General features: G+C 48.8%; 10 protein-coding genes. 6 read left to right on the top strand and 4 right to left on the bottom strand.

All coding sequences use genetic code 11. From position 1 onward, the window contains the following. Window positions 1-225: 225 nt before the first annotated feature. Window positions 226-7,434, top strand: coding sequence for a pullulanase (locus tag ACFORK_RS20985; protein ID WP_379202627.1), 7,209 nt, complete (start codon window positions 226-228; stop codon window positions 7,432-7,434). A gap of 278 nt (window positions 7,435-7,712) precedes the next feature. Here the strand turns inward: ACFORK_RS20985 and ACFORK_RS20980 are convergent, their stop codons facing one another. From ACFORK_RS20980 to ACFORK_RS20970, 3 genes are all read right to left on the bottom strand, one after another. After that, window positions 7,713-8,072, bottom strand: coding sequence for a MerR family transcriptional regulator (locus tag ACFORK_RS20980; RefSeq protein WP_379202624.1), 360 nt, complete (start codon window positions 8,070-8,072; stop codon window positions 7,713-7,715). Between the two features lie 19 nt (window positions 8,073-8,091). Continuing rightward, a complete protein-coding gene (locus ACFORK_RS20975) occupies window positions 8,092-8,802 on the bottom strand; it encodes an SDR family NAD(P)-dependent oxidoreductase (RefSeq protein WP_379202622.1) in 711 nt (236 codons plus the stop codon). An 832-nt stretch (window positions 8,803-9,634) separates the two neighbouring features. Beyond that, on the bottom strand, window positions 9,635-11,380 hold the full coding sequence (locus ACFORK_RS20970) for an alpha-glycosidase (RefSeq protein WP_379202620.1): 1,746 nt from the start codon (window positions 11,378-11,380) through the stop codon (window positions 9,635-9,637). An 826-nt stretch (window positions 11,381-12,206) separates the two neighbouring features. Here ACFORK_RS20970 and ACFORK_RS20965 point away from each other — a divergent pair. The 5 genes from ACFORK_RS20965 (at window position 12,207) to ACFORK_RS20945 (ending at window position 19,478) form a co-directional block, all read left to right on the top strand. Beyond that, the gene (locus ACFORK_RS20965) at window positions 12,207-13,529 is read left to right on the top strand and encodes a sugar ABC transporter substrate-binding protein (RefSeq protein ID WP_379202618.1); all 1,323 of its coding nucleotides are present in this window, start codon (window positions 12,207-12,209) and stop codon (window positions 13,527-13,529) included. A 109-nt stretch (window positions 13,530-13,638) separates the two neighbouring features. Further along, complete coding sequence (locus ACFORK_RS20960; protein WP_379202616.1) at window positions 13,639-14,952, top strand: sugar ABC transporter permease; 1,314 nt, start codon at window positions 13,639-13,641, stop codon at window positions 14,950-14,952. After that, the gene (locus tag ACFORK_RS20955) at window positions 14,949-15,794 is read left to right on the top strand and encodes a sugar ABC transporter permease (RefSeq protein WP_379202614.1); all 846 of its coding nucleotides are present in this window, start codon (window positions 14,949-14,951) and stop codon (window positions 15,792-15,794) included. The genes ACFORK_RS20960 and ACFORK_RS20955 overlap by 4 nt, the downstream gene beginning before the upstream one ends. Before the next feature lie 138 nt (window positions 15,795-15,932). Next, on the top strand, window positions 15,933-18,014 hold the full coding sequence (locus ACFORK_RS20950; RefSeq protein WP_379202612.1) for a methyl-accepting chemotaxis protein: 2,082 nt from the start codon (window positions 15,933-15,935) through the stop codon (window positions 18,012-18,014). A 294-nt stretch (window positions 18,015-18,308) separates the two neighbouring features. After that, window positions 18,309-19,478 carry an IS110 family RNA-guided transposase gene (locus tag ACFORK_RS20945; protein ID WP_379202610.1) on the top strand — a complete coding sequence of 390 codons (1,170 nt, stop codon included), beginning with the start codon at window positions 18,309-18,311 and terminating at the stop codon, window positions 19,476-19,478. Between the two features lie 896 nt (window positions 19,479-20,374). On the opposite strand, the gene yhbH is transcribed toward ACFORK_RS20945, so the two are convergent. Then, the gene (gene yhbH / locus ACFORK_RS20940) at window positions 20,375-21,613 is read right to left on the bottom strand and encodes a sporulation protein YhbH (protein ID WP_379202608.1); all 1,239 of its coding nucleotides are present in this window, start codon (window positions 21,611-21,613) and stop codon (window positions 20,375-20,377) included. Window positions 21,614-21,644: the final 31 nt, after the last annotated feature.

The raw sequence follows: 21,644 nt of genomic DNA, 5'->3' as shown, positions 1-21,644 counted from the left end.
GCTTATTTTGTGAAGGAGGATGTGGTGTTTAACAGAGGCCTGACAAGCCGCCATAGGACAAAGAAGCTGCCTGCCATGCGATAACTACTGGGGCAAAACTTACATAAAGAGTTCCTTAAGAACTCCGGGATCAGGCAGTTGAATCGGATGAGAGAATTAGAACAGTAACCTATGAATAAAGCACACTTGTGATGAAATCAAGGAATTCATGGAGGGGTTAACGGAATGAAACGGGCGTTTTGGATCAAGAAATATTTTGCGGCAGGGATGGTTATTGTTCTGCTGTTATCCAGCTTAGGGCTTCATCCGGCAGTTGTACAGGCAGCAGCGACGGAAGCCATACTTGTGGACAATTCTCAGTCGGCAGCAACAGAAGAGGCTTTGGAACTCAATGAGACGACCCAAAGTGAAAGTGCTGAAACGCAACTTTTATCGGAACCAGGTATAGTAAGCCCTGTACCAGACGGACACATGCGGGTTCACTACAACCGGGTGTCCGAAGATTATGCAAATCAGGGATTGTGGGTGTGGGACGGTGCCGCAGCACCTTCCGAGAACTGGCCGAGTGGGGCAACACCTTTTCCAGAAGGACAGAGGGATGCCTATGGTGTTTATGCAGACATCCCGCTGAAGGAAGGGGCCAAGAAATTTTCGTTCCTGGTAGTGAACCGCAGCACGCAGGCGAAGGATGCCGGGGACAAGTTTTTTGCAATCAATACACCGCAGACGAACGAAATTTGGATCAAGGAAGGCTCTGACGTAATTACACCATATGAGCCGGTTACACTTCCTGCTAATACGGTGCGGGTGCATTACATTAGATCGGACAACAGCTACGGCGCGCATGGATTGTGGCTGTGGGGAGATGTTGCGGCAGAATCCGCGAATTGGCCGAGTGGGGCCACGCCATTTTCGGATGGACAAAGAGACCGTTTCGGGGCTTATGCCGATATTCAGCTGAAAGAGAATGCGAAGAAAATCGGCTTTCTTGTCCTGAATCCGGCAAACGGCGATAAGGATGGTGGAGATAAAGGTTTTACACTGCTGGACCGCTACAATCAGCTCTGGGTACGGGAAGGCGATAATAATGTCTATGTCTCTCCGTTTGGCGAGGTACCGATCGGATTGGTATCTGCTGAGGTTCTATCCACTCAGAAAATCCTTCTGGGCTTCACCCTGACGGACGGGCTCGATTCGGGTACGCTGCAATCAGCGATTTCCGTGAAGGATAAGGCGGGAAGCGTTATTCCGGTTACATCCGTAACGGTTACCAGCCCCACCGCGATCGAAGTGGAGACCGAAGTCTTTGAACTGGATCAGACACCACTGAGTGTGACTTATGCGGGCAAGACCGTAGCGGCTTCTTCCGGGTGGAGAATGCTAGATGAGATGTACAACTATACGGGAGACGATCTTGGTGCAACCTATCATCCCGCCGAGAAGACGGCGACACTGAAGCTGTGGGCTCCCAAAGCCAGCTCGGTATTAGCCAAGATTTACGATAAGAATGACGCTAATGTCCTTGTGGGCACAGTTTCGCTGGAACGGGGCGAACAGGGTGTCTGGTCGGTCAAGCTGAAGTCGGAAGATCTGACAGGTGCAGCAGCAAGCGATGTGAGAGGCTTTTACTATCAATATGAAGTCACTAATGATGGGGTAACGAAAGATGTCCTAGACCCTTATGCCAAATCCATGGCGGTATTCACGGTAGACACAACAGGAGCGCCGGGAGAGGGCGGCGACACTGTTGGTAAAGCGGCGATTGTCGATTTGAGTGGGAGTAATCCTGCTGGCTTCAATTATGCCGATATTAGTGGTTATGAGAAACGTGAAGACGCTATCATTTATGAAGTGCATGTCCGGGATTTCACCTCTGACCCTTCTATTGAAGTCAGTCTGGATGGCAAGCGCTGGGGATCATATGCGGCTTTTGAGAAGAAGCTGGATTACATCAAGTCCTTGGGCGTGACTCATATTCAACTGCTTCCTGTAATGGCTTGGTATTACGGGGATGAGACGAAGATGGATCAGCGGGAATTGAATTATTCGGCAAAAGGAAATGAGTACAACTGGGGGTATGATCCCCACAGTTATTTCTCTCCGGACGGGGCTTATTCGCAGAATCCTGCCGACCCGGAACTAAGGATCAAGGAATTGAAGGGCCTGATTGATGCTGTGCATCGAGCCGGTATGGGTGTGGTGCTGGATGTGGTGTACACCCACATGGCGAAGACAGAACTGCTGAACGACATCGTGCCGAACTACTATGCGTTCCAGGATGCGAATGGCAATTTTATCGGTGGCTTTGGCAATAATCTGGCGACCAACCACAAGATGGCCGAGAAGCTGATGGTGGATTCTGTGAGGTACTGGTTCTCCGAGTATAAAATCGACGGAATGCGCTGGGACATGATGGGCGATGCCACATACGATTCGGTGCAGAACGCTTATGATGCCGCTGCTGCGCTAAATCCGAAGGCACTGTTCATCGGTGAAGGCTGGCGGACCTTCGGTGGTGGGGCCTCTGATCCATCCCTTGCTGGCAAAGGTGCGGATCAGGATTGGATGGATAAGACGGACAGTGTCGGGGTGTTCTCTGACGAGTTCCGCAATGAATTGAAATCCGGCTTTGGTTCTGAGGGCGAGCCGAGATTCATTACAGGCGGTGCGCGTCAGATCAGCACGATCCTGAACAATATCAAGGCACAGCCGTCCAATACGCCTGCGGATAGTCCAGGCGATATGGTGCAGTATATTGATGCCCATGACAATCTGCCGCTCCATGACGTGATTGCGCAGTCAATCAAGAAAGACCCGGCGATCCCGGAGAATGAGCTGGAGATCCAGAAGCGAATCAGGCTGGGTAACCTGTTGGTGCTGACTTCTCAAGGCACGGCGTTTATCCATGCGGGTCAGGAGTACGGACGCACGAAGCAGTGGAAGGACAGCGGCATTCCTGAGGATAAATATACGGAGATGAAGGATAAGGATGGGGTCTCCTTCGGTTATTTTATCCATGACTCTTATGATTCTTCGGATGCTATCAATATGTTCGATTGGAGCAGAGCAACGGATGAAGTAAGCTTCCCGGTGGAGAATATCACGAGAAAGTACACGACTGGCCTGGTGGAGCTGCGGAAATCGACCAATGCTTTCCGACTGGCTGACAAAAGCCTCGTGGATTCCAACGTGACTCTGATTGCGTCACCTGAGGTTAAAGCCACCGATCTCGTCATCGGCTACAAAAACAAGGCCACCGATGGCACCGGCACCTATTATGTGTTTATGAACGGAGATAGCACCGCTAGAACGCTTACGCTATCTGAGGATTTGACGAACGGTGAGGTGCTGGTTGACGGTGCTCAGGCCGGAACAACACCTATTCCTGCCGCGAGCCAGAGCGGGTTCAATCTGACGACCCATTCCATTACACTGGAGCCGCTCACCGCAGTAATTATCAAGAAAGCGTCTGCCGCAACTGTCCTGACTTCGCTGGAGAGTGATCCTGCGAGTTATGCGCTTCAGGTGAACAACAGTCATCAGAGTGCTGTATTCGCCAAATATGATGATGGCAGCAGAAGCAATGTGACGGCAAAAGCAACTTTTGTGTCTGAACAACCGGATGTGGCTGAAGTCACGAACAAAGGGTTGGTCAAAGCCAAATCAGCGGGAACCGCTATGATTACTGTCTCTTATGGCGGCTTATCGACGAAGATTACAGTCAAAGTCACTACAGAACCAGTGGATAACAAGCGTTATGTCCAGTTTACCTATACCCGTGAGGACAAGAATTATACAGGCTGGAATCTCTGGGTCTGGAACACTGGCGCCAAGAACGATCAGATCGACTTCACAACATTTGAACAAGGAACCGCAAGCGTTCTGATCGAAGTGGCACCGAACGCTACGAATGTCGGGTTTGTGCTTCGTAAAGGCACAGACTGGAACACGGCAAAGCAGGATTACCCGGATGATCGGCTAATTCCGCTCACACCAGGAGAGATGTTCACCAAGGTCAATGTCACCAGTATGGTCAAAGAGCTGGATATCAAGCCGAGCATCAGTGGCCCTGTACTGAAAGACGGGACGATTACATTCCGATACCGTGATGAGGTCTTGTTCAGAAGTGGAAGCCAAGACGCAATCACTGGCGTCAAGGTCAAGGTGAATGGTACAGAATATCCGATGGCATACGACCCTGCTAGCGAATGGTTCAGCTATTCTCTGACTGACATAGAGCAGGGAACCTACAAATACACATTCTTGGTCACTAAAGATGGAAGTACCACCGAATTTACAGATCCGAAAAATACAGTGAATGGCGAGTCCCTGGTCGTCTACCATATTCCAGACGTCAGCATTGTCTCGGAGGTACACCCCGCTGCAATTCATTCCAATCAGAATGCGGTGGTAACCCTTAAAACGAATTCCGATGAGACTGTAACGTATAAGGAAGCCTATATGGATCTAACTGCACTGGGCGGGCCTGCCAAGGTGAAGCTGGATACGGAGCTGATGCAGCAGACTGTGGCTGTCAAGGATGCCATCCCGGCGGGAATAAAGAATATTCCGATTGTCCTGGTCGATCAGTATGGCAACAAGCATAAGCACACAGCTACCCTTGAGGTGAAAGCCAGAACGTATTCTGGTGACCAGCTTGATTTTGACTGGGATGAAGCGCGGATTTATTTTGCCCTGACGGACAGATTCAAGGACGGAGATCCAGGTAATAATGAGAATGTTGATAAAAATCACCTCGAAGCCTATCATGGCGGGGATTTCAGAGGGATGATCGACAGTCTCGATTATCTGCAGGAACTTGGCATCAATACGCTGTGGATCACGCCGATTGTGGATAATATTGATTTTAATCAAGGGGCTAGCTTTGGTGGCAAGCAGTACGCCTATCACGGCTATTGGGCCAAAGACTTCACCAAGCTCGACAAGCACCTTGGCGATATGGATACCTTCAAGGAGCTGATCGACAAGGCGCATGACAAGGGGATTAAGATCATGGTGGACGTTGTACTCAACCATACAGGGTACGGTTTGAAGCCAGAGGATAACAGTCCGAACATCACTCCTGAAGATAAGGCGCGTTTTGCCGGCATGTTACGCACAGATGGTGTGTCTGCGGACACAGATCCTATACGAGGTGAACTCGCAGGCTTGCCAGATTTCCGGACGGAAGATCCAGCAGTGCGCGAGCAAATTATTGCTTGGCAAAGCGGTTGGCTGAACAATGCGCGGACGCAGCGCGGAGACACTATTGACTATTTCCGCGTGGATACTGTGAAGCATGTGGAGGATACGACATGGAAAGCCTTCAAGAACGCGCTAACTGCCATCGATCCAAACTTTAAATTAGTAGGAGAATATTTTGGCGGAACGACCGACAATGACGGGGGAACGCTGGAGAGTGGACAGATGGACAGTCTGCTGGACTTCGGCTTCAAGGGCGCTGCCCGTGATTTCACAAATGGTAAAATCAATGATACCGATGCCTATCTTCAAGACCGGGAAGCCAAAATCGGCAATGCCCGGATGATGGCGCAATTCCTGAGCAGCCATGATGAAGACGGCTTCTTGTCCGAATATATCGGCGGGGACAAAGGCAAGCTGAAAGTTGCAGCTGCGCTACAGATAACGGCCAAGGGACAGCCGGTTATTTACTACGGCGAAGAGCTGGGCCGCTCAGGCAAGAATGCCGGAGATATGTCCAAAGGCGAGTTCAGCGAGAATCGCTCGGATATGCCCTGGGAGCAATTGACTGCGGAGAAAGGGCTCCACGATCATTACAGCAAGCTATTGAATATCCGGGCCAAGTATTCCAAAGTGTTCGCCAAGGGAGTACGGACCAAGCTGGCTGGCTCGGACGAACTGGGTTATCTGGCCTTTAACAAGCAGTACAACAGTGAAAATGTAGTGACTGTCATCAACACCAAGAGTGATGCTGTCTCTGCTCAGATTCCGGTGCCTTTTGCGGCGGGAACGCTTGTCAAAGACGAATACAGCAACACAACTTATACTGTATCTGGTGATCAAAAGCTTACGCTTGAGCTGCCTGGTCGTAATGATGGCGGAACTGTGATTCTTGGTGCTGCGCCTGGCTTGGAACCAACGCCAACACCAACGCCTGTAGTGACACCAACACCGACGCCTGAGATGAAGCCAACACCTGTGGTCACACCTACACCAGATGCCACATCGACACCGGAAGCAACGCCAGCACCGGTGGCAACACCTAGACCAGAGTCTGCGTCGCCATTTACGGCACTACCAGCGCAGAGCTCCATTCCTGGCACGGTTTCAACCACTGCACCGTCCAGTAGCCCGCAGATTGTATCCGTGGACAGCCTGAAGGGTAGCCAAGACGGCAAGGTTGAAGTGGGGCTTATCCCAGGCAAAACTGCGGTTCTGCTGCCGGTTCAAGCTGCACAGGTATTGGGAACCAATAGTCTGGTTATTAAGACAGATTCTTTGAGTATTACACTTCCTAATAAGTTGCTTGCAGACCTGTTAGGGCGTGTATCTGGAGAAGATGCGGAGACGGCCCAGATTCTTTTCGAAATCAGTGCATTGCAGGAAACTGCCGTCCGGTCACTGTTGGATGAATTGAACAAGGACGGCGTACGCACCACTTCCGTATCGAATATCTATGATTTCAATCTATATGTTGTTAAAAAAGACGGAAGCCGCATCCCGGTAACGGTATTCCAGCAGCCTTTGACTTTGTCCTTCAAGCTCAAAGGTCAACCGAACAAGGAATGGACCGGCGTCTTCCACTTGCCGGATCAAGGGAAACCGGAGTACGCTGGCGGCGTGATTCAGGGCGATACTATAACCGCTGAGGTTACACATTTCAGTAAATATGCCGCACTTGAGATCAATACCACATTCAAGGATGTGCCGCAGACGTATTGGGCTGCTCCTGCGATTAAATCACTGGCAGCTAAGCAGGTCGTGACCGGTGTATCGGCTAGTGTATTCGAACCAAAAAGCAGCGTCAGCCGTGCGGAATTCACCGCGCTCTTAATCCGTGCGCTTGGCGTGAACGGGCAAGGAAAGAACGATTTTAAAGATGTTGCGGATGACGCTTGGTATGCTTCTTATGTAACAACAGCAGCGCAGTTGGGTATTGTTAAAGGGCGGAGCGAGGATGCTTTCGCGCCGAGTGCTACAATCACCCGTGAAGAGATGGCTGTTATGCTTGTCCGGGCGCTTGAGGTCAAGCAAGACAAGAAGTTTAATGTTCAGGCAGCAGCCAGTACCTTTACCGACGCATTACGTATCAGCGATTGGGCGAAGTCTGAGGTGAATACTGCCGTGGAATTTGGGCTGTTGCTGGGCCGAGAAGACGGTGTATTTGCTCCTCAGGAACAACTGACTCGTGCTGAAAGCGCGCAGGTAATCTATAATCTGCTGGCGCTGTAACGCCTAAAGCCAGGGCGGGCAGTACCTAAGGTTGGCAGCTCATGGATTTGAATAGCTGCACAATAGGCAGTATTAGGAGTTCCAAAAGGTACTACCAAATACTTCTATCAAAACTACTACCAAATACTACTACCAGATGCTGCTAACCAAGTTGTTACTAACCAAGTCAAAAGATTGTTTCCGAACCAGTGCTCGTACTGGTTCGGTATAACCCAAAAAAGACCTCACCCTCCACGCTTAAGTGGAGGGTGAGGTTTTTTTAGCCAAATGTCTATTTCTTAATTCATTTCAGATTCAATTTTTAAGATCTTTTCTTGAATTTTTTTAAGATTTTCTTCTGTATCTCGAATTTGTTGTAGAACAGTAATTTCGTGCTGTCTCATCATTTCTAGCCGCTGAGGGGAGTTATCATTCCCGCTCATCGACCAATCAACAAATTGCTTAATGTCCTTTATTGGCATCCCGGTATTTTTTAAACATAAGATGATTTCCAGAAATTTAAGTGCACCCTCGTCAAATACCCGATCTCCTTTTTCGGTTCTTTTGAGAAAAGGAAACAGTCCTTTATTTTCGTAAAAGCGTAATTGCGAGATCGATAAATGATTCATTTGTGCAACTTGTCCAATAGTATAATTCATTACGTTCTCCTCAGGAGGATTACCAAGGGATAATCCCATTTTTATCAAGAATTTTACCGTTATAGTTTGTATCACTTAATGCGTATTTAACAATGATTTCTGCACCTTCTGCCGTTGTTTTACCACCTGGAGAATTATGATTAAGATCCGTAGTTGTGAAGCCAGGTGTAACCCCTAGAATTTCAGGCCCACTTGTACCAAATTCTGTACCAAATGCTAATGTTAATGAATTAACAGCCGTTTTTGTTGAGTTATAGCCCAGTATATTGAGCTGAGGGATGTCGCCATTCGCGAACATGGTTTGTGAAGCCATATCTGTTGTTACGTTAACGATCTTTCCACCCTGAGAATTTTTCACCAAAGGTAAGAAGGTTTGAATCATTTGGAATGTGCCAAAGAAGTTAACGTCAAACTCTTGCCGTAGTGTCTCAAGTTTTAATTCACTCGGGAGAATACCAAAATCAAGGGCGATCCCAGCGTTATTAATCAATAAATCCAAGTGATCACTTACTTCAAGGATTTTATTTTTTGCGGTTTGAATAGATTGTGTATCAGAAATATCAACGGGAACAAACGAAACATTTGATGAGCCCAGGGAATGCACGGCTTTTTGCCCTAGCTCCTCATTTCGTGCTCCTAAAAATACATGATACTCATTTTCCGCTAATTGTCGCACAATTTCATATCCAATTCCTTTATTAGCACCTGTTACAAAGGCGAATTTCTTCATGTTTATTCCCTCCAATTTATATTTCAGTTAGTTACAACTAAAAAGATACAACCTAAACCTAAGTTGAGGTCAAGTTTTTTTAAAACGTGAAAGTTAACGGACTATATATTCGTTATTTGCACATGAAATTGCTAATGGATTGTGAAACGGACTCAGGTGACGTTATTTCGTCCCAAACAATAGATTTTGAACAAGATTTCCGCGCATAAGGTCTCTGGAGTCCGTTAGTCTTGCTGAATGGTTGAATCTATAGGAATAAAGCCTCTGGAGTCCGTTACTTGCCGAGACAAGAATCAATCACTGATTTTGAGTTATATCCAAAATGAATACAACAATATTAATATCTTGTTATGAAAATAATTTATGCATTGGGTTTGAAGTGTAAGTTGTGTTTGTCTGCAAAGGGGATTTGGTTTTTTATACTGTAATTTCACGCTATGTTTGACTGAAAACTGAGCTTAATCATCAAGCCTCCAAATCAACGAAAACGGAAGTAGTTATTTAAGCTTTATGCTATAGCTGAACCATAGTCAAGATCGTGAGTAAAGCACCACAGGTGTCACTCAATACACAATCCCGTCATTTTAAAAAACTTTCATGAGCCTTAGCTCACAACCCTGTATGAAAAATGCTGAAATCGTACATTTGCGTAAAAAAAGACTATCCTCAGGCCATTTCTGGCTTCAGTGGTATGTTCCCCGTACAGAAACAGGTTTTTATTATTTCACCTGTCTACTATACGGGGAGCATATCGCTAAGAGGATAGTCCTTTCTATTTATCTATCTAGCCAGTCACGAAGACAGGGTAAAGTGTCTTGTATGCGTGAGCTGTTTAAACAACAGCCTTAATAATCGTGTACCCGTAAGCCGGGAGCTTGACGGTAAGCTTGCCACGGTCAGCACGAAGTGAATCGCCAGTGATTACATTCTCCCAACGTGATTCATCAACGTTAACGCGGAGTGTCTGAGCCGTCTCATCTGTATTCACCATGACAATGACGATGTCGTCACCTAGGCGGCGTTCATATGCAAGCTTGGACCCATGATTTGCCGCTTCCAGGAAAGTGATCGTACCCGTGCGCAGTGCCGGATGACTGGCCCGGATGTCGATCAGTCTGCGGTAGAAATCGAACAGGGCGCGATCTTGCTTCTTAGGGTCCCATTCCATGCACTTGCGGCAATCCGGGTCGCCAGCCCCGTCCATGCCGATCTCATCGCCGTAGTAGATACAAGGCGTGCCCATGTAAGTGAACTGGAACAGTGCGGCCAGTTTCATCTTCTTCTTGTCACCGCCAGCCAACGTCAGGAGGCGCGGTGTATCATGGCTGTCCAGCAGGTTGAAGGCCACTTCGCTGGCTTGCAGCGGGTAACGCGACAGCTGTCTGCCAATGGAGTTGGCGAAGCCTTCGGCATCCAGGGAGCCGAGAACGAAGAAGTCCAGCACAGCATCGGTGAACGGGTAGTTCATGACGGCGTCGAACTTGTCACCCTCCAGCCAAGGTGCAGACTCATGCCAGATCTCGCCGAGAATGTAGGCGTCGGGATTGGCTTTTTTCACAACTTTGCGGAAATCGCGCCAGAACTCATGATCTACCTCGTTGGCCACGTCGAGGCGCCAGCCGTCAATCCCGGTTTCCTTGATCCAGTATTCAGCTACTTTCAACAGGTATTCTTTAACTTCCGGATTCTCCGTATTGAGCTTCGGCATCATCGGCTCGAATGCAAAGGTGTCATAAGAAGGGATACCATCGACGACATCCAGCGGGTATTTGTGGATATGGAACCAGTCCTTGTAGCGGGAAGTTTCGCCTTTCTCCAGCACATCCACAAACGGTGCGAAGGTTCGTCCGGAGTGGTTGAAGACGGCGTCGAGCAGCACACGAATTCCGCGTTCATGGCAGGCGTCAACGACTTTTTTCAACGTCTGCGTATCACCAAAGTGGGGATCGATGCTCAAATAATCCTCGGTGTCGTACTTGTGATTCGTGGTCGCCGAGAAGACGGGTGTGAAATAAATACCAGTGATGCCAAGCTCGCTGAGATGGTCAAGGTGGTCAATTACACCCTGCAGATCGCCGCCAAAAAAATTGTCCGGTGCCGGGGTTCCGCCCCAAGGCTGCACGTTCTCTGGGTCCAGGCTTGGATCACCGTTCGCGAAGCGCTCGGGGAAAATTTGATAGAATACGGTGTCTTTTACCCATGCTGGGGGGGTGAAGACATCCACCCGGTTAATGAACGGGAACTCGAAAAGCTTGTTGGGGTTCTCGGGACGGTTACTCTGAAACTCGCTTTCGGTCATCCAAATGCGTTCAGTGTCCTTTTGCAGCAGAAAACCGTACTTCAAGCGGCGGTGCAACGGTACCGACTCGCACTCCCAATAGTCGAACATAGAATCAGAGGTGAAAAGCGTCATCGGGATCAGCTCTTTGGTGGCATCCCAGGCGTATTTGTCTCCGGCCCAGGCGAATACTTCGGTGAGATCCCCTTTTTTGGCCCGCAGGCGGAGGTGAATGGTAGTTTCATCATAGGCATAAGACCAGTTCAAGCGCGGACGATGGTATACAGCTTCCAATAACATGAATGAATTCCTCCCTAAAATGTGGTTGTCGTATGCCTGAAGGGAACTTATGAACCCAGTGTACCCTTTTATGCATACAAATAATGGATTTGCACAGAATTTTGTGCAACAAAAGCATGATTTCTAACAGGAAAACGGTTACCAAACTTCGGTATAGATCAGGATGCACGTTGCAGATAGGGCAGACAGTGTAGGTGATGCGGGTGAGGGATAGCGACAGGAACTCCCGCACTGTACTTGCCCGATCAAGGCAAAAAAGGCACAACCTAGCAAAATAGTCTGCCGAGGTTGTACCTGAGAGTAACATTGCCTTTGTATTTGGAAAGAGCGCCCTGTATTGATTTGGATTATAGCATGGAAGAACAAGGGGTTCAATAACTTTGTTCAAACCATTGCACTATTTTTCACTTTGTAAATCTTCCCCTCTTGGGTCTAAAGGGTTCTAAAATCCCTGCTTAAAGCGCTTGCTAAGATATATAAGTATCTATTAAAGGGAAAATTGATGGTTAAATCTTAATTAATCGTATTAAATAGGAGATATCGTGCGAAAAAGCGAGATAATTGCCCATTTTATTTTCTAAATAAGGATAAATACCTAAATACACTATGTGCAAACGTTTTTACAATCATTCATTCCTGTTGTATGATTAATTCAGTGATGAAGCGCTTTCTAAAACTTGTTTAAGCGAATACATACAGAACGAACGGAAAAACGAATATTTTTTTTGTATCTTCTGAAATCGTTTGCGCAAGTTCTTGCACAACATTTTGTCATCATCATAATGCTTCATCAAAAGTGGTATACAAATTGGGAGGGGTTATTGCAATGAAGTTGAAAAAGCTCATGGTTCTCACCGCAGCATGTTCTATGGTCCTGTCCATTACAGCGTGTGGCAGCAATACAGCCAATAATGGAGGGAATGCAGCCGCGACGAACGCACCTGCTAACAATGGAGGAACGAATACAGACAGCGGGAACGCAGTTGCTGGTGACATCGTCCCTGAAGACGGCGCATCCTTGATCGTCTGGGAGAGCAAAGAGGAAAGACCATTCACGGAAGAAATCGCGAAGCAATTCACGGCCAAATATAATGTTCCTGTCAAAATCGAAGAAGTGCCAGGTCCAGACCAAGTGACCAAACTAACCCAGGACGGACCATCTGGATTGGCTGCCGACGTTATCAACATTCCGCATGACAACCTTGGTAAAGCTGCGAGTGCAAGCCTGTTGCTTCCAAACGATGTTTTTGCCGAGCAGACCAAGGCTGACAACACAGAGGCTTCGATCGTAGGCTCCACGTTTGACGGGGAATTGTACGGCTATCCAAGAGCGGCTGAGACTTATGCCCTTTTCTACAATAAATCTCTGGTAAAAGAAGCACCGAAGTCCTTCGATGACGTTATTGCCTTTAGCAAAACGTTCACAGATAAATCCAAGAACAAATACGGCATCATGTGGGAAGTAGGCAACCTGTATTACAACTACTTGTTCGTGGCTTCGACTGGTGGTTACCTCTTTGGTGATAACGGCACGAACAAAGATGATATTGGTCTGAACAATGAAGGTGCCATCGAAGGCCTGAATGTTTTTGCCAAGCTGAAGGAAGTCTTGCCAATCAAGAGCGGCGATATCAATGCTGATATCAAGCGCAGCCTGTTCAACTCCGGTGACGTAGCTATGGATATTACAGGTCCGTGGGAACTGGGCGGTTACAGAGAAGCTCTGGGCGAGAACCTTGGACTTGCGCCAGTACCTACCGTTGATGGTAAAACAGCAATCACGTTCTCCGGTATCAAAATCTATGCAGTCAATTCGTTCACACAGTATCCGAATGCTGCCAAGTTGTATGCGCATTTTGCAACCAGCAAGGAATCCCAGCTTGAGTTGAACAAGATTATTGGTTCGGTGCCAACCAACAAAGAAGCGTTGGAAGATCCGCAAATCAAGAACGATCCATACGTGTCCGCTTTTGCAGAACAAGCCAAGAACTCCCAACCGATGCCTTCCATTCCTGAAATGGGTAACGTATGGAGTCCTGTGAATGCTGCGCTTCCTGAAATTTGGGATAAGGATGTTGATCCTAAGGTAGCCATGGACAAAGCAGTTCAACAAATCAAGGATCTGAACAATGGTACATCGGCTCAATAATAGCAAGTGCGCTTAGCAATAGCTTGAACAGCACACAGTGGAATTCATTTGCCCGCCGCATGGCGGGCAGTTTCCTTGAATTCCGCGCGGAGAGGAGAATGGATGAGAAATGCAGCGACACCGAACGAGAGCCGCAATACTGTCGACGTTATTCATGGGATTGGGACAAATATATAATCGCCAATTCATCAAGGGACTTATTTTCATAGCTGCTGAAGCTTTAGCCGTCTATTACTTTATTCAAAATCTCGGAAGAGCTTTATGGGGAATAGTGACGCTAGGGGAAACTCCCAGCCACCTGGAGAAGGTAAAGGGCGTTAGCAAGATGGTCCAGGGAGACCATTCCATTTTCATTCTGATTCAAAGTTTGATCACGATTCTTGTACTTATTCTCTTTCTTGCCGCTTGGTACATGAATATTAGAGATGCCTATAAGATCGGCTCCGAACGCGAAGCCGGTCATCAAGCGAACACCTTCAAGCAGACGGTTCGCTATATTATGGATTACAAGTTTGCGCAGACGTTTCTGATTCTGCCAACCGTGGGGATTCTGTTCTTCACCATCATGCCGATCATCTTCATGATCATGCTGGCGTTCACAAACTATTCTGCACCTGGACATATGCCGCCGGCCAAACTGGTGGATTGGGTCGGATTCGAGACCTTCCGCAGCTTGCTGGTGCTGAAATCCTGGAGCCATACCTTCTATGGCGTCTTGACCTGGACGATTGTTTGGGCGGTTCTGTCTACAGTGACCACTTATTTTGGCGGTTTGCTTGTGGCGTTACTGGTCAGCCAGCAGGGTATTCGTTTCAAGGGAATTTGGAGAGCCATTCTGATTGTGCCTTACGCGGTACCGCAGCTGATCTCACTTCTCCTGATGCGCAACTTGTTCAACGGACAATTCGGACCCATCAACCAGTATCTCGGTTATTTTGGGCTAGGTGGTCTCCCGTGGTTAACTGATCCTTTCTGGGCCAAAGTAACGGTTATTATCGTTAACATGTGGGTCGGAATTCCGGTCTCCATGCTGCTGATTATGGGCGTCCTGACTACCATTCCGCGTGATATGTACGAAGCGGCAGAGGTTGATGGAGCATCCGGATATCAGAAATTCCGTATTGTAACGCTGCCGATGGTGCTATTCTCCACAGCGCCTACACTGATTACGCAGTTTGCGGGCAATATCAATAACTTTAACGCCATCTTCCTGCTGACAGGCGGTAGCCCAGTCAACGGAGACTATCAATATGCCGGATCAACAGACTTGCTCGTAACCTGGCTCTACAAATTGACGCTCGATCAGAACAAATACAACATGGCTTCGGCAATAGGGATTATCATCTTTATCATTGTTGCTTCATTCTCCCTGTATAATTACCGCCGGACGAAGTCGTTCAAAGAGGAGGATATGATCCAATGATCGGACACAAACTTGGTAAAACGGTCCGCCTGACTGCGAGCTATATTGTACTTGTCATTCTGTCGATAGCTGCGCTGTACCCGGCGATTTGGATTCTCATGGCGTCCTTCCGTCCTGGTAAATCATTGTACAGCAAAACGTTTATCCCTGAGCAATTTACGCTGGCTCATTACACCGAGCTGTTTACTTCACCAGTCTATATGTTCGGTCAGTGGTATGCCAATACGCTGAAGATCTCGATCATGTCCATGCTGATTGGGGTCGTGCTTACACTGCTCACAAGTTATGCCGTTTCCAGATTCCGGTTCAAGGCCCGTAAGACGGCGCTGTCCACGATTCTGATTCTTGGTATGTTCCCTGGCTTCATGAGTATGATTGCAATCTATTTGCTGCTAAAAGAGTTCCATCTGCTCGATACGCATCTGGCGCTGATTATCGTCTACGCTGCTGGCGCACCGCTCGGCGGTACCTTTATCGCCAAGGGCTTCCTGGATACGATTCCGCGCTCGCTGGATGAAGCGGCCCGGATCGACGGCGCGAGCAATTTCGGAATTTTCGCACGGATTATTCTGCCGCTATCCCGTCCGATGATTACCTACATGGCATTGACCCAGTTCGTCGGCCCATGGGTAGACTTTATCTTTGCCCGCCTGATTCTGCGCTCCAAGGAGAATTGGACCGTGGCGGTCGGGATGTGGGATATGGTCAACAGCCAGCAGAATACGAACTTCACTTTATTCTCTGCCGGTGCGGTGCTTATCGCGGTGCCGATTATGATTCTGTTCGGCTTCCTGCAGCGTCTGCTTGTAGACGGTCTGACAGCGGGGGCTAGCAAAGGTTAATTTCAAGCGCAAGGCTTATACGGTTCAACTGGCAAGCCAACACATAAGCTTCAAGGGAAAGGGGTACAGCCTGTACGCAAGATGTGGAGGGCTGTATCCCTTTTTGACATTTCTACAATCATGGGGAGAGAAAGAGTTATGAGACGGTCATGGATTACACGGTTCAAGTCAGTTGGCATGAAGCTGTTTCTCATTGTGTTCTGTTCCATAGTCCTGCTGTCCACTGTGCTTGGTTTGACATCCTATTATACGGCCAAGGGCATCATCACGGATGAGGTGGCGGCGGCTTCGAGCCAGTCTATTGTGCAGGCTGCGGACAAGTTGGAATTTCTGCTGGCTGAATATGAGGCGCTCTCACGGCAGTTCGCTGTAGACCCGGCATTAAAAGCCGATTTGGAGAGCGCTAATAATAAACAAGTAGGAACGGTGTCCAAGGCCGCTGCGGAGGATCGTATCCGCCGCAAGCTGGATTCTGTCCGGGATTCGGACAAACGGCTGTCCGGGATCCGGCTACTCTCAAAAAGCCTGGTCGATGTCGATTCTTACAAGTCTACGGGAACTGGTGCTGTTCGGAGTGATGAGGGGGTAATCGCTCGAGTGAAACAGATCGAAGACGCCAAGGGCAATCCGGTCTGGTTCCCTGTAAGGGAGAAGGGCTTCTTCGACGTGTACAGCGAGCCTTCTCTGACAATGGGTCGACTGCTGAGAAATATGCAGCATCCCGAGGCAGAATATTACATGCTGATTGAGGTAAAAGGAAGCGCCATTACCGGTCTGCTGGACAACCTTCAGATTGGTAATGGCGGTGAGATCCGCATTGTCACACCTGAAGGCGTGATTGTGTATGCGGCTGACTCCAGGCTGCTGGAGCAGGAATCCTTCATTAAGGCTCCGGCCATAGTGAAAAGCCAAGACAATTCGGATGCTGCAGCAGGGATGCAGCCCAACCATTCTTTCACTGCACCGAATGAACAGGGGCGGTCTCAATTGGTAGTCTATCAGCCGCTGGGTATCGGTGGCTGGACGATGATCGGCTATGCGCCGGTCAGTGATTTTACAAGCTCAGCCAACAAACTATTGTACATAACGTTATCCGTCGTGCTGGCAGCAGCGGTTGTTGCCTTGCTGATCGGGTATCTATTGCTGCGCCTGGTTGGCAAGCCGCTCGGGAAGCTGGCTGGTTTGATGGAGGAGGGCGAGAAGGGTAACCTTCAGGTTCGTACGAACTTTAAAAGCCAGGATGAGATCGGCCGGCTCGGCCACAGCTTCAACCGGATGATGGAGCAGATTTCATGGTTGGCTACCCAAAGTCGACTGTCGGCAGACGGGGTGCTTTCAACCTCTGCGCAACTGGTAAAGGTGTCGGGCACTACCTCACTACATGCGAGAGAGGTGGCCGCTGCCACGAGTGAAATCGCCGGTGGGGCAGCGAGTCTGGCCGCAGAGGCCGAACGTGGCCACCGTAATGTGGAGATTATGGGGGAGAAAATGCAGGAAGTGACGGAGCTGAACACTACCATGGACAGCTCAGCCGGCAAAATCGTTGCCGTCAGCGGCGAAGGCTCGAAGACCATGAGGCTGCTGGTAGAGCAGAGTGAGTCGGTGGTGAACCTGATGAATCTCATACAGGGTAATTCGGCCAAGCTGCGAGAAAGCACACATTTGATCCGTAGCATCCTTAGTCCAATGATTGCTGTCAACAAGCAGACGAATATCCTGGCGCTCAATGCTTCTATAGAAGCGGTAAGAGCCGGAGAGGCGGGAAGAGGTTTTCTCGTGATTGCTGATGAGATCCGTCAGTTGGCTAACCAGTCGAATCAGTCCATTCAGTCTGTATCGCAGATTACGGAGGAAATCGGGCAGAATATTGAGAATACGGTGAGTGTGGTCAATGAAGCCGCGCCGCTATTCGGGAAGCAGATTGATTCGGTACGAGAATCTTCTGTGATCTTCAGTCAGGTACAGACAGAAATGGAACAGTTTCTCGAGCATATTGCGAATTCTACAGCTGCGGTTAACGAACTGATTGCCTTTCAGCGGCAGCTTGGCGACGCTATGGCGAGCGTTAGCGCCGTGGTGCAGCAGAGCAATGCCTCCACGCAAGAGGTTGCGTCCATGTCTAGCGAGCAGTCCGTGGTCAGCGAAGAACTTGTGGTGTTGTCCGGCAAGCTGGAGGCATTAGCTGAGGAACTGAAGAAATCGCTGGTTTCGTTTCAGTGATTCTCTTAGGGTGTAGGAAGCTCAAGAGTTGTGAATGAAATGGGAGCTTGTACAGTTGTGCGCATGTCGTAGAGCAGGCGGTCATGAGAGTGTATGATGGTGCTGGCGGTACATGGCGGTGCATCGGGGCATGGCAGTACATGGGTGAATGACTGTGCATGGGGTGCATGGCGGCTGGTCAGAGTCCGGTGTAAGTTTTCACACCGTACCTTTGAAGCTGGACTCTGAGCGGAGCTTCGGAATAACAGTTATGATGAACGAAAGGCAGCCCCTGTTCGCACACCGTAGGTTAAAATGGAAGTTGAAAGGACAACCATTTCAGAGCTACATGCGAAAGGAGCTGTTATTATGAAGAATACCATAAAATACGTAGGTTTGGATGTATCTAAAGATAAAATTGCAGTGGCTATTGCAGACGAAGGTCGAGAACCCGCTCGATATTATGGAGCCATTCCCCACACCCCCGATGCCGTAGCTCGATTGATTCGGAAACTCAAAGGTGCAGGGATTACGCTTGAGGTCTGCTATGAAGCCGGGCCTACCGGGTACGACCTATATCGTTGGCTGACGAAGATGGGAATTTCCTGCGGGGTGATCGCACCCTCGCGTATTCCACAGCGCCCCGGCGATGCCATAAAAACCGATCGCCGAGATGCAGAAAAACTAGCTCAGCTTCACCGAGCAGGAGAATTGACCACGATCTATGTGCCGACTGCAGAGCTCGAAGCCTTACGAGATCTCATTCGTGCCCGTGAAGATGCTAGGCAAGACCTACATCGGGCTCGGCAACGACTGATTCATTTTCTGTTGCGCCACCAAATTCACACGCCAGAGGGCATGAAAAAACGCTGGACCAAAAGGTACCGGGAATGGCTGTCCATCTTGAAGTTTAATACTGTAGCTCAAGAACGGGTTTTCACCGAATCTCTGCAGCAGCTCCGGGAAGTGGAGGAGCGAATCAAGCGACTTGAAGCCGCCATGCGAGAAGAAGCACAGATTTGTCCGTACGCGCCAGTCATTCAAGCGTTGCAAGGTCTGCGGGGAATCGCCTTGCTAACGGCGATGACTTTAGTTGTCGAGATCGGGAATTTTGAGCGTTTTCGTTCACCGGCCCAGCTCATGAGTTACCTGGGACTTGTACCACGGGAGTATTCATCGGGAGCAAGCACCCAAAGAGGGAGCCTTACAAAAGTCGGGAATTCCATGGTACGGCGCGCCTTGGTAGAGTCTGCATGGAGTTACCGTCACCGTCCTGCTGTAAAAGGAGATTTAGCCGTGCGCCTGGAGGGACAGAGTGCTCATGTCCATGAAACGTCATGGAAAGCCCAAGAACGGTTACACAGCAAGTATCTAAAGTTAGTCAGACGTGGGAAACATCGAAATTTAACTATAGCTGCTATAGGTCGTGAGTTAGTTGGGTTTATCTGGTCGATTGCGGTAGACGCAGAACAAAAAATGGCGTAATCCGAATAGGAAAATGTGAATATCCCGAGAGAATTGAATCCTTGGGGCATGGAGACAAAGAGAAAGGTTCGAGGAGAATCCGTGATTTTCCTGTGCACAGGATCCATGATCTGACGTGCGAAAACAGTTTACGAAAGCTCCTTCGACGCAGGCATAATATGTGGTAACCAACCCACGGATAGCAGATTGCCAGCCGACGACTCGCATTTTGTCTCTGTGCCCAAGGGATTGAAGACCCTTTGGTTTAAAAGGAAAAACAGGGGAATTGACTAATTCGTTCATAGCAGGAAAATGTACCGTTAATTCTCCCCTTTCAAGGGTTTTACTCGAATTAACGGGAAATTCTCCAGTTAATTTCCCTCTTTATATGAAAATCGAGGGGTATGCTAGAGATTAACAGGAGTTTTTCCAGTTATTTTTTGGAGACACGCCGTTTTTGAATAAATAACGGGAGTATTTCCAGTTGATTAAGCGCTGCATGACATCCGCTGTTACTTAAGCGGCTCTGCGCGCCTGAAGAGCGAGTGTCTGTCGCAAGTCTGTCGCAAGTCTATCGCTTAGCTGTCGCAAGTCTATCGCATGCCTGTCGCATTCCTGTCGCTTGACTGTTGCTTGACTGTTGCTTGACTGTCGCATAACTTTCGTACGGCTACCGCATGTCTATCGCATGTCTATCGCATGTCTATCGCATGTCTATCGCATGCCCACCCACTTGCCCATCCCTTGCTCAAGAAGGGGATCGTCTACCACAAAAAGAAAATGGCGGGTTCAGGAATCCACCTGAGCACCGCCATTTTTTATTTTTTACATTATTTTTTAAGCAGATGGCTTCTCAGCAAAGAATATGCCTATTTTGAGACAGCCCTTTTTCAATGTGAATGGCAATCGGAACGCGGTCAGCGGTTCACGGATTCTCTTTTGCCGAAAAAAGCTTTCAGCGCCTGGTAGACTTCTTTCTTATCCTTGATCACATAATGCATGAACTGCTCATGCTTCAGGTGGCGATAGGCTGACATCAGTGTGCTGCTGCGGTTATACTGGTTCACTTCGCCGTAGCCGAAGAGGTTGCTGCGCTTTAGCAGCTCGCCGATTAGCTTGACGCAGCGCTCGTTGTCGGAGGTGAGATTGTCGCCGTCTGAGAAGTGGAAGGGATAGATGTTGTACTTGGATGGTGGATACCTTTGATCGATAATGTCTAGCGCCTTTTGGTAGGCGGAGGAGCAGATAGTTCCCCCGCTCTCACCTCTAGTGAAGAAATCATGCTCGCTAACTTCCTTGGCTTCCGTATGATGGGCCAGAAAAACAATCTCGACCTTCTCATACTGGCGGCGCAGGAAGCGGGTCATCCAGAAGAAGAAGCTGCGGGCACAGTATTTTTCGAAGGAACCCATGCTTCCTGATGTGTCCATCATGGCGATAATAACGGCATTGGAGTGAGGAACCGTGATATCGTCCCAAGTCTTGTAGCGGAGATCATCGGGGCTGATGCTGTGGATGCCGGGTGTGCCTCTGCTGGCATTGCGCCGGAGATTCTCCAGCAGGGTGCGCTTTTTATCGATATTGGACATCATGCCCTTTTTGCGGATATCGTTGAAGACGATGGACTTTACTTCAATCTCTTCTTTGTCCTTCGGCTTCAGGTGCGGCAGCTCCATGTCCTGGAACAAAATATCCTCCAGATCCTCCAGGTCAACCTCGGCCTCGATGGTATCCTGGCCTGGTTGATCGCCTGCCCGTTCGCCTTTGCCTGGCTGAGCAGAGGAAGAATCGCGCCCCAGCACATCGCCAACCTGGCTGTCACCGTCACCCTGCCCGACATGCTTCTGCTTGCGGAAGTTATAGATAATGCGATACTCATCCAGACTGCGGATTGGAACCTTGACGATTTGCTTGCCGTCGGACAATATAATATTCTCTTCGGTAACAAGGTCGGGCAGATTATCCTTGATGGCTTCCCTGACCTTCTGCTGATGGCGTTCCTGATCCTGATGGCCTTTGCGGTGCAGGGACCAGTCTTCTTTGGATACGACAAAGGTAAAGGGACCGGATGATTGCGACAGGATGACCACCTCCCCATGGATATAAGTTGCGCTGTGAAGCCGGACCTTGCCGGCTTGTAAATAAAGTATATTCATGGCGACGAGGGATATGTGATAATCTCAGAAA

The organism is Paenibacillus sp. GCM10012306, from assembly GCF_042649265.1.
Lineage (GTDB): Bacteria > Bacillota > Bacilli > Paenibacillales > Paenibacillaceae > Paenibacillus_AQ.
Note: the sequence above shows the minus strand (reverse complement) of the source record. Positions and strands in the feature narration are given on the sequence as shown.

Coding starts and splice junctions, on each gene's coding strand:
- ACFORK_RS20955 (WP_379202614.1), top strand. CDS start 14,949: ATGATCGGACACAAACTTGGTAAAACGGTCCGCCTGACTGCGAGCTAT.
- ACFORK_RS20970 (WP_379202620.1), bottom strand. CDS start 11,380: ATGTTATTGGAAGCTGTATACCATCGTCCGCGCTTGAACTGGTCTTAT.
- ACFORK_RS20985 (WP_379202627.1), top strand. CDS start 226: ATGAAACGGGCGTTTTGGATCAAGAAATATTTTGCGGCAGGGATGGTT.
- ACFORK_RS20950 (WP_379202612.1), top strand. CDS start 15,933: ATGAGACGGTCATGGATTACACGGTTCAAGTCAGTTGGCATGAAGCTG.
- yhbH (WP_379202608.1), bottom strand. CDS start 21,613: ATGAATATACTTTATTTACAAGCCGGCAAGGTCCGGCTTCACAGCGCA.
- ACFORK_RS20945 (WP_379202610.1), top strand. CDS start 18,309: ATGGAAGTTGAAAGGACAACCATTTCAGAGCTACATGCGAAAGGAGCT.
- ACFORK_RS20960 (WP_379202616.1), top strand. CDS start 13,639: ATGCAGCGACACCGAACGAGAGCCGCAATACTGTCGACGTTATTCATG.
- ACFORK_RS20975 (WP_379202622.1), bottom strand. CDS start 8,802: ATGAAGAAATTCGCCTTTGTAACAGGTGCTAATAAAGGAATTGGATAT.
- ACFORK_RS20980 (WP_379202624.1), bottom strand. CDS start 8,072: ATGAATTATACTATTGGACAAGTTGCACAAATGAATCATTTATCGATC.
- ACFORK_RS20965 (WP_379202618.1), top strand. CDS start 12,207: ATGAAGTTGAAAAAGCTCATGGTTCTCACCGCAGCATGTTCTATGGTC.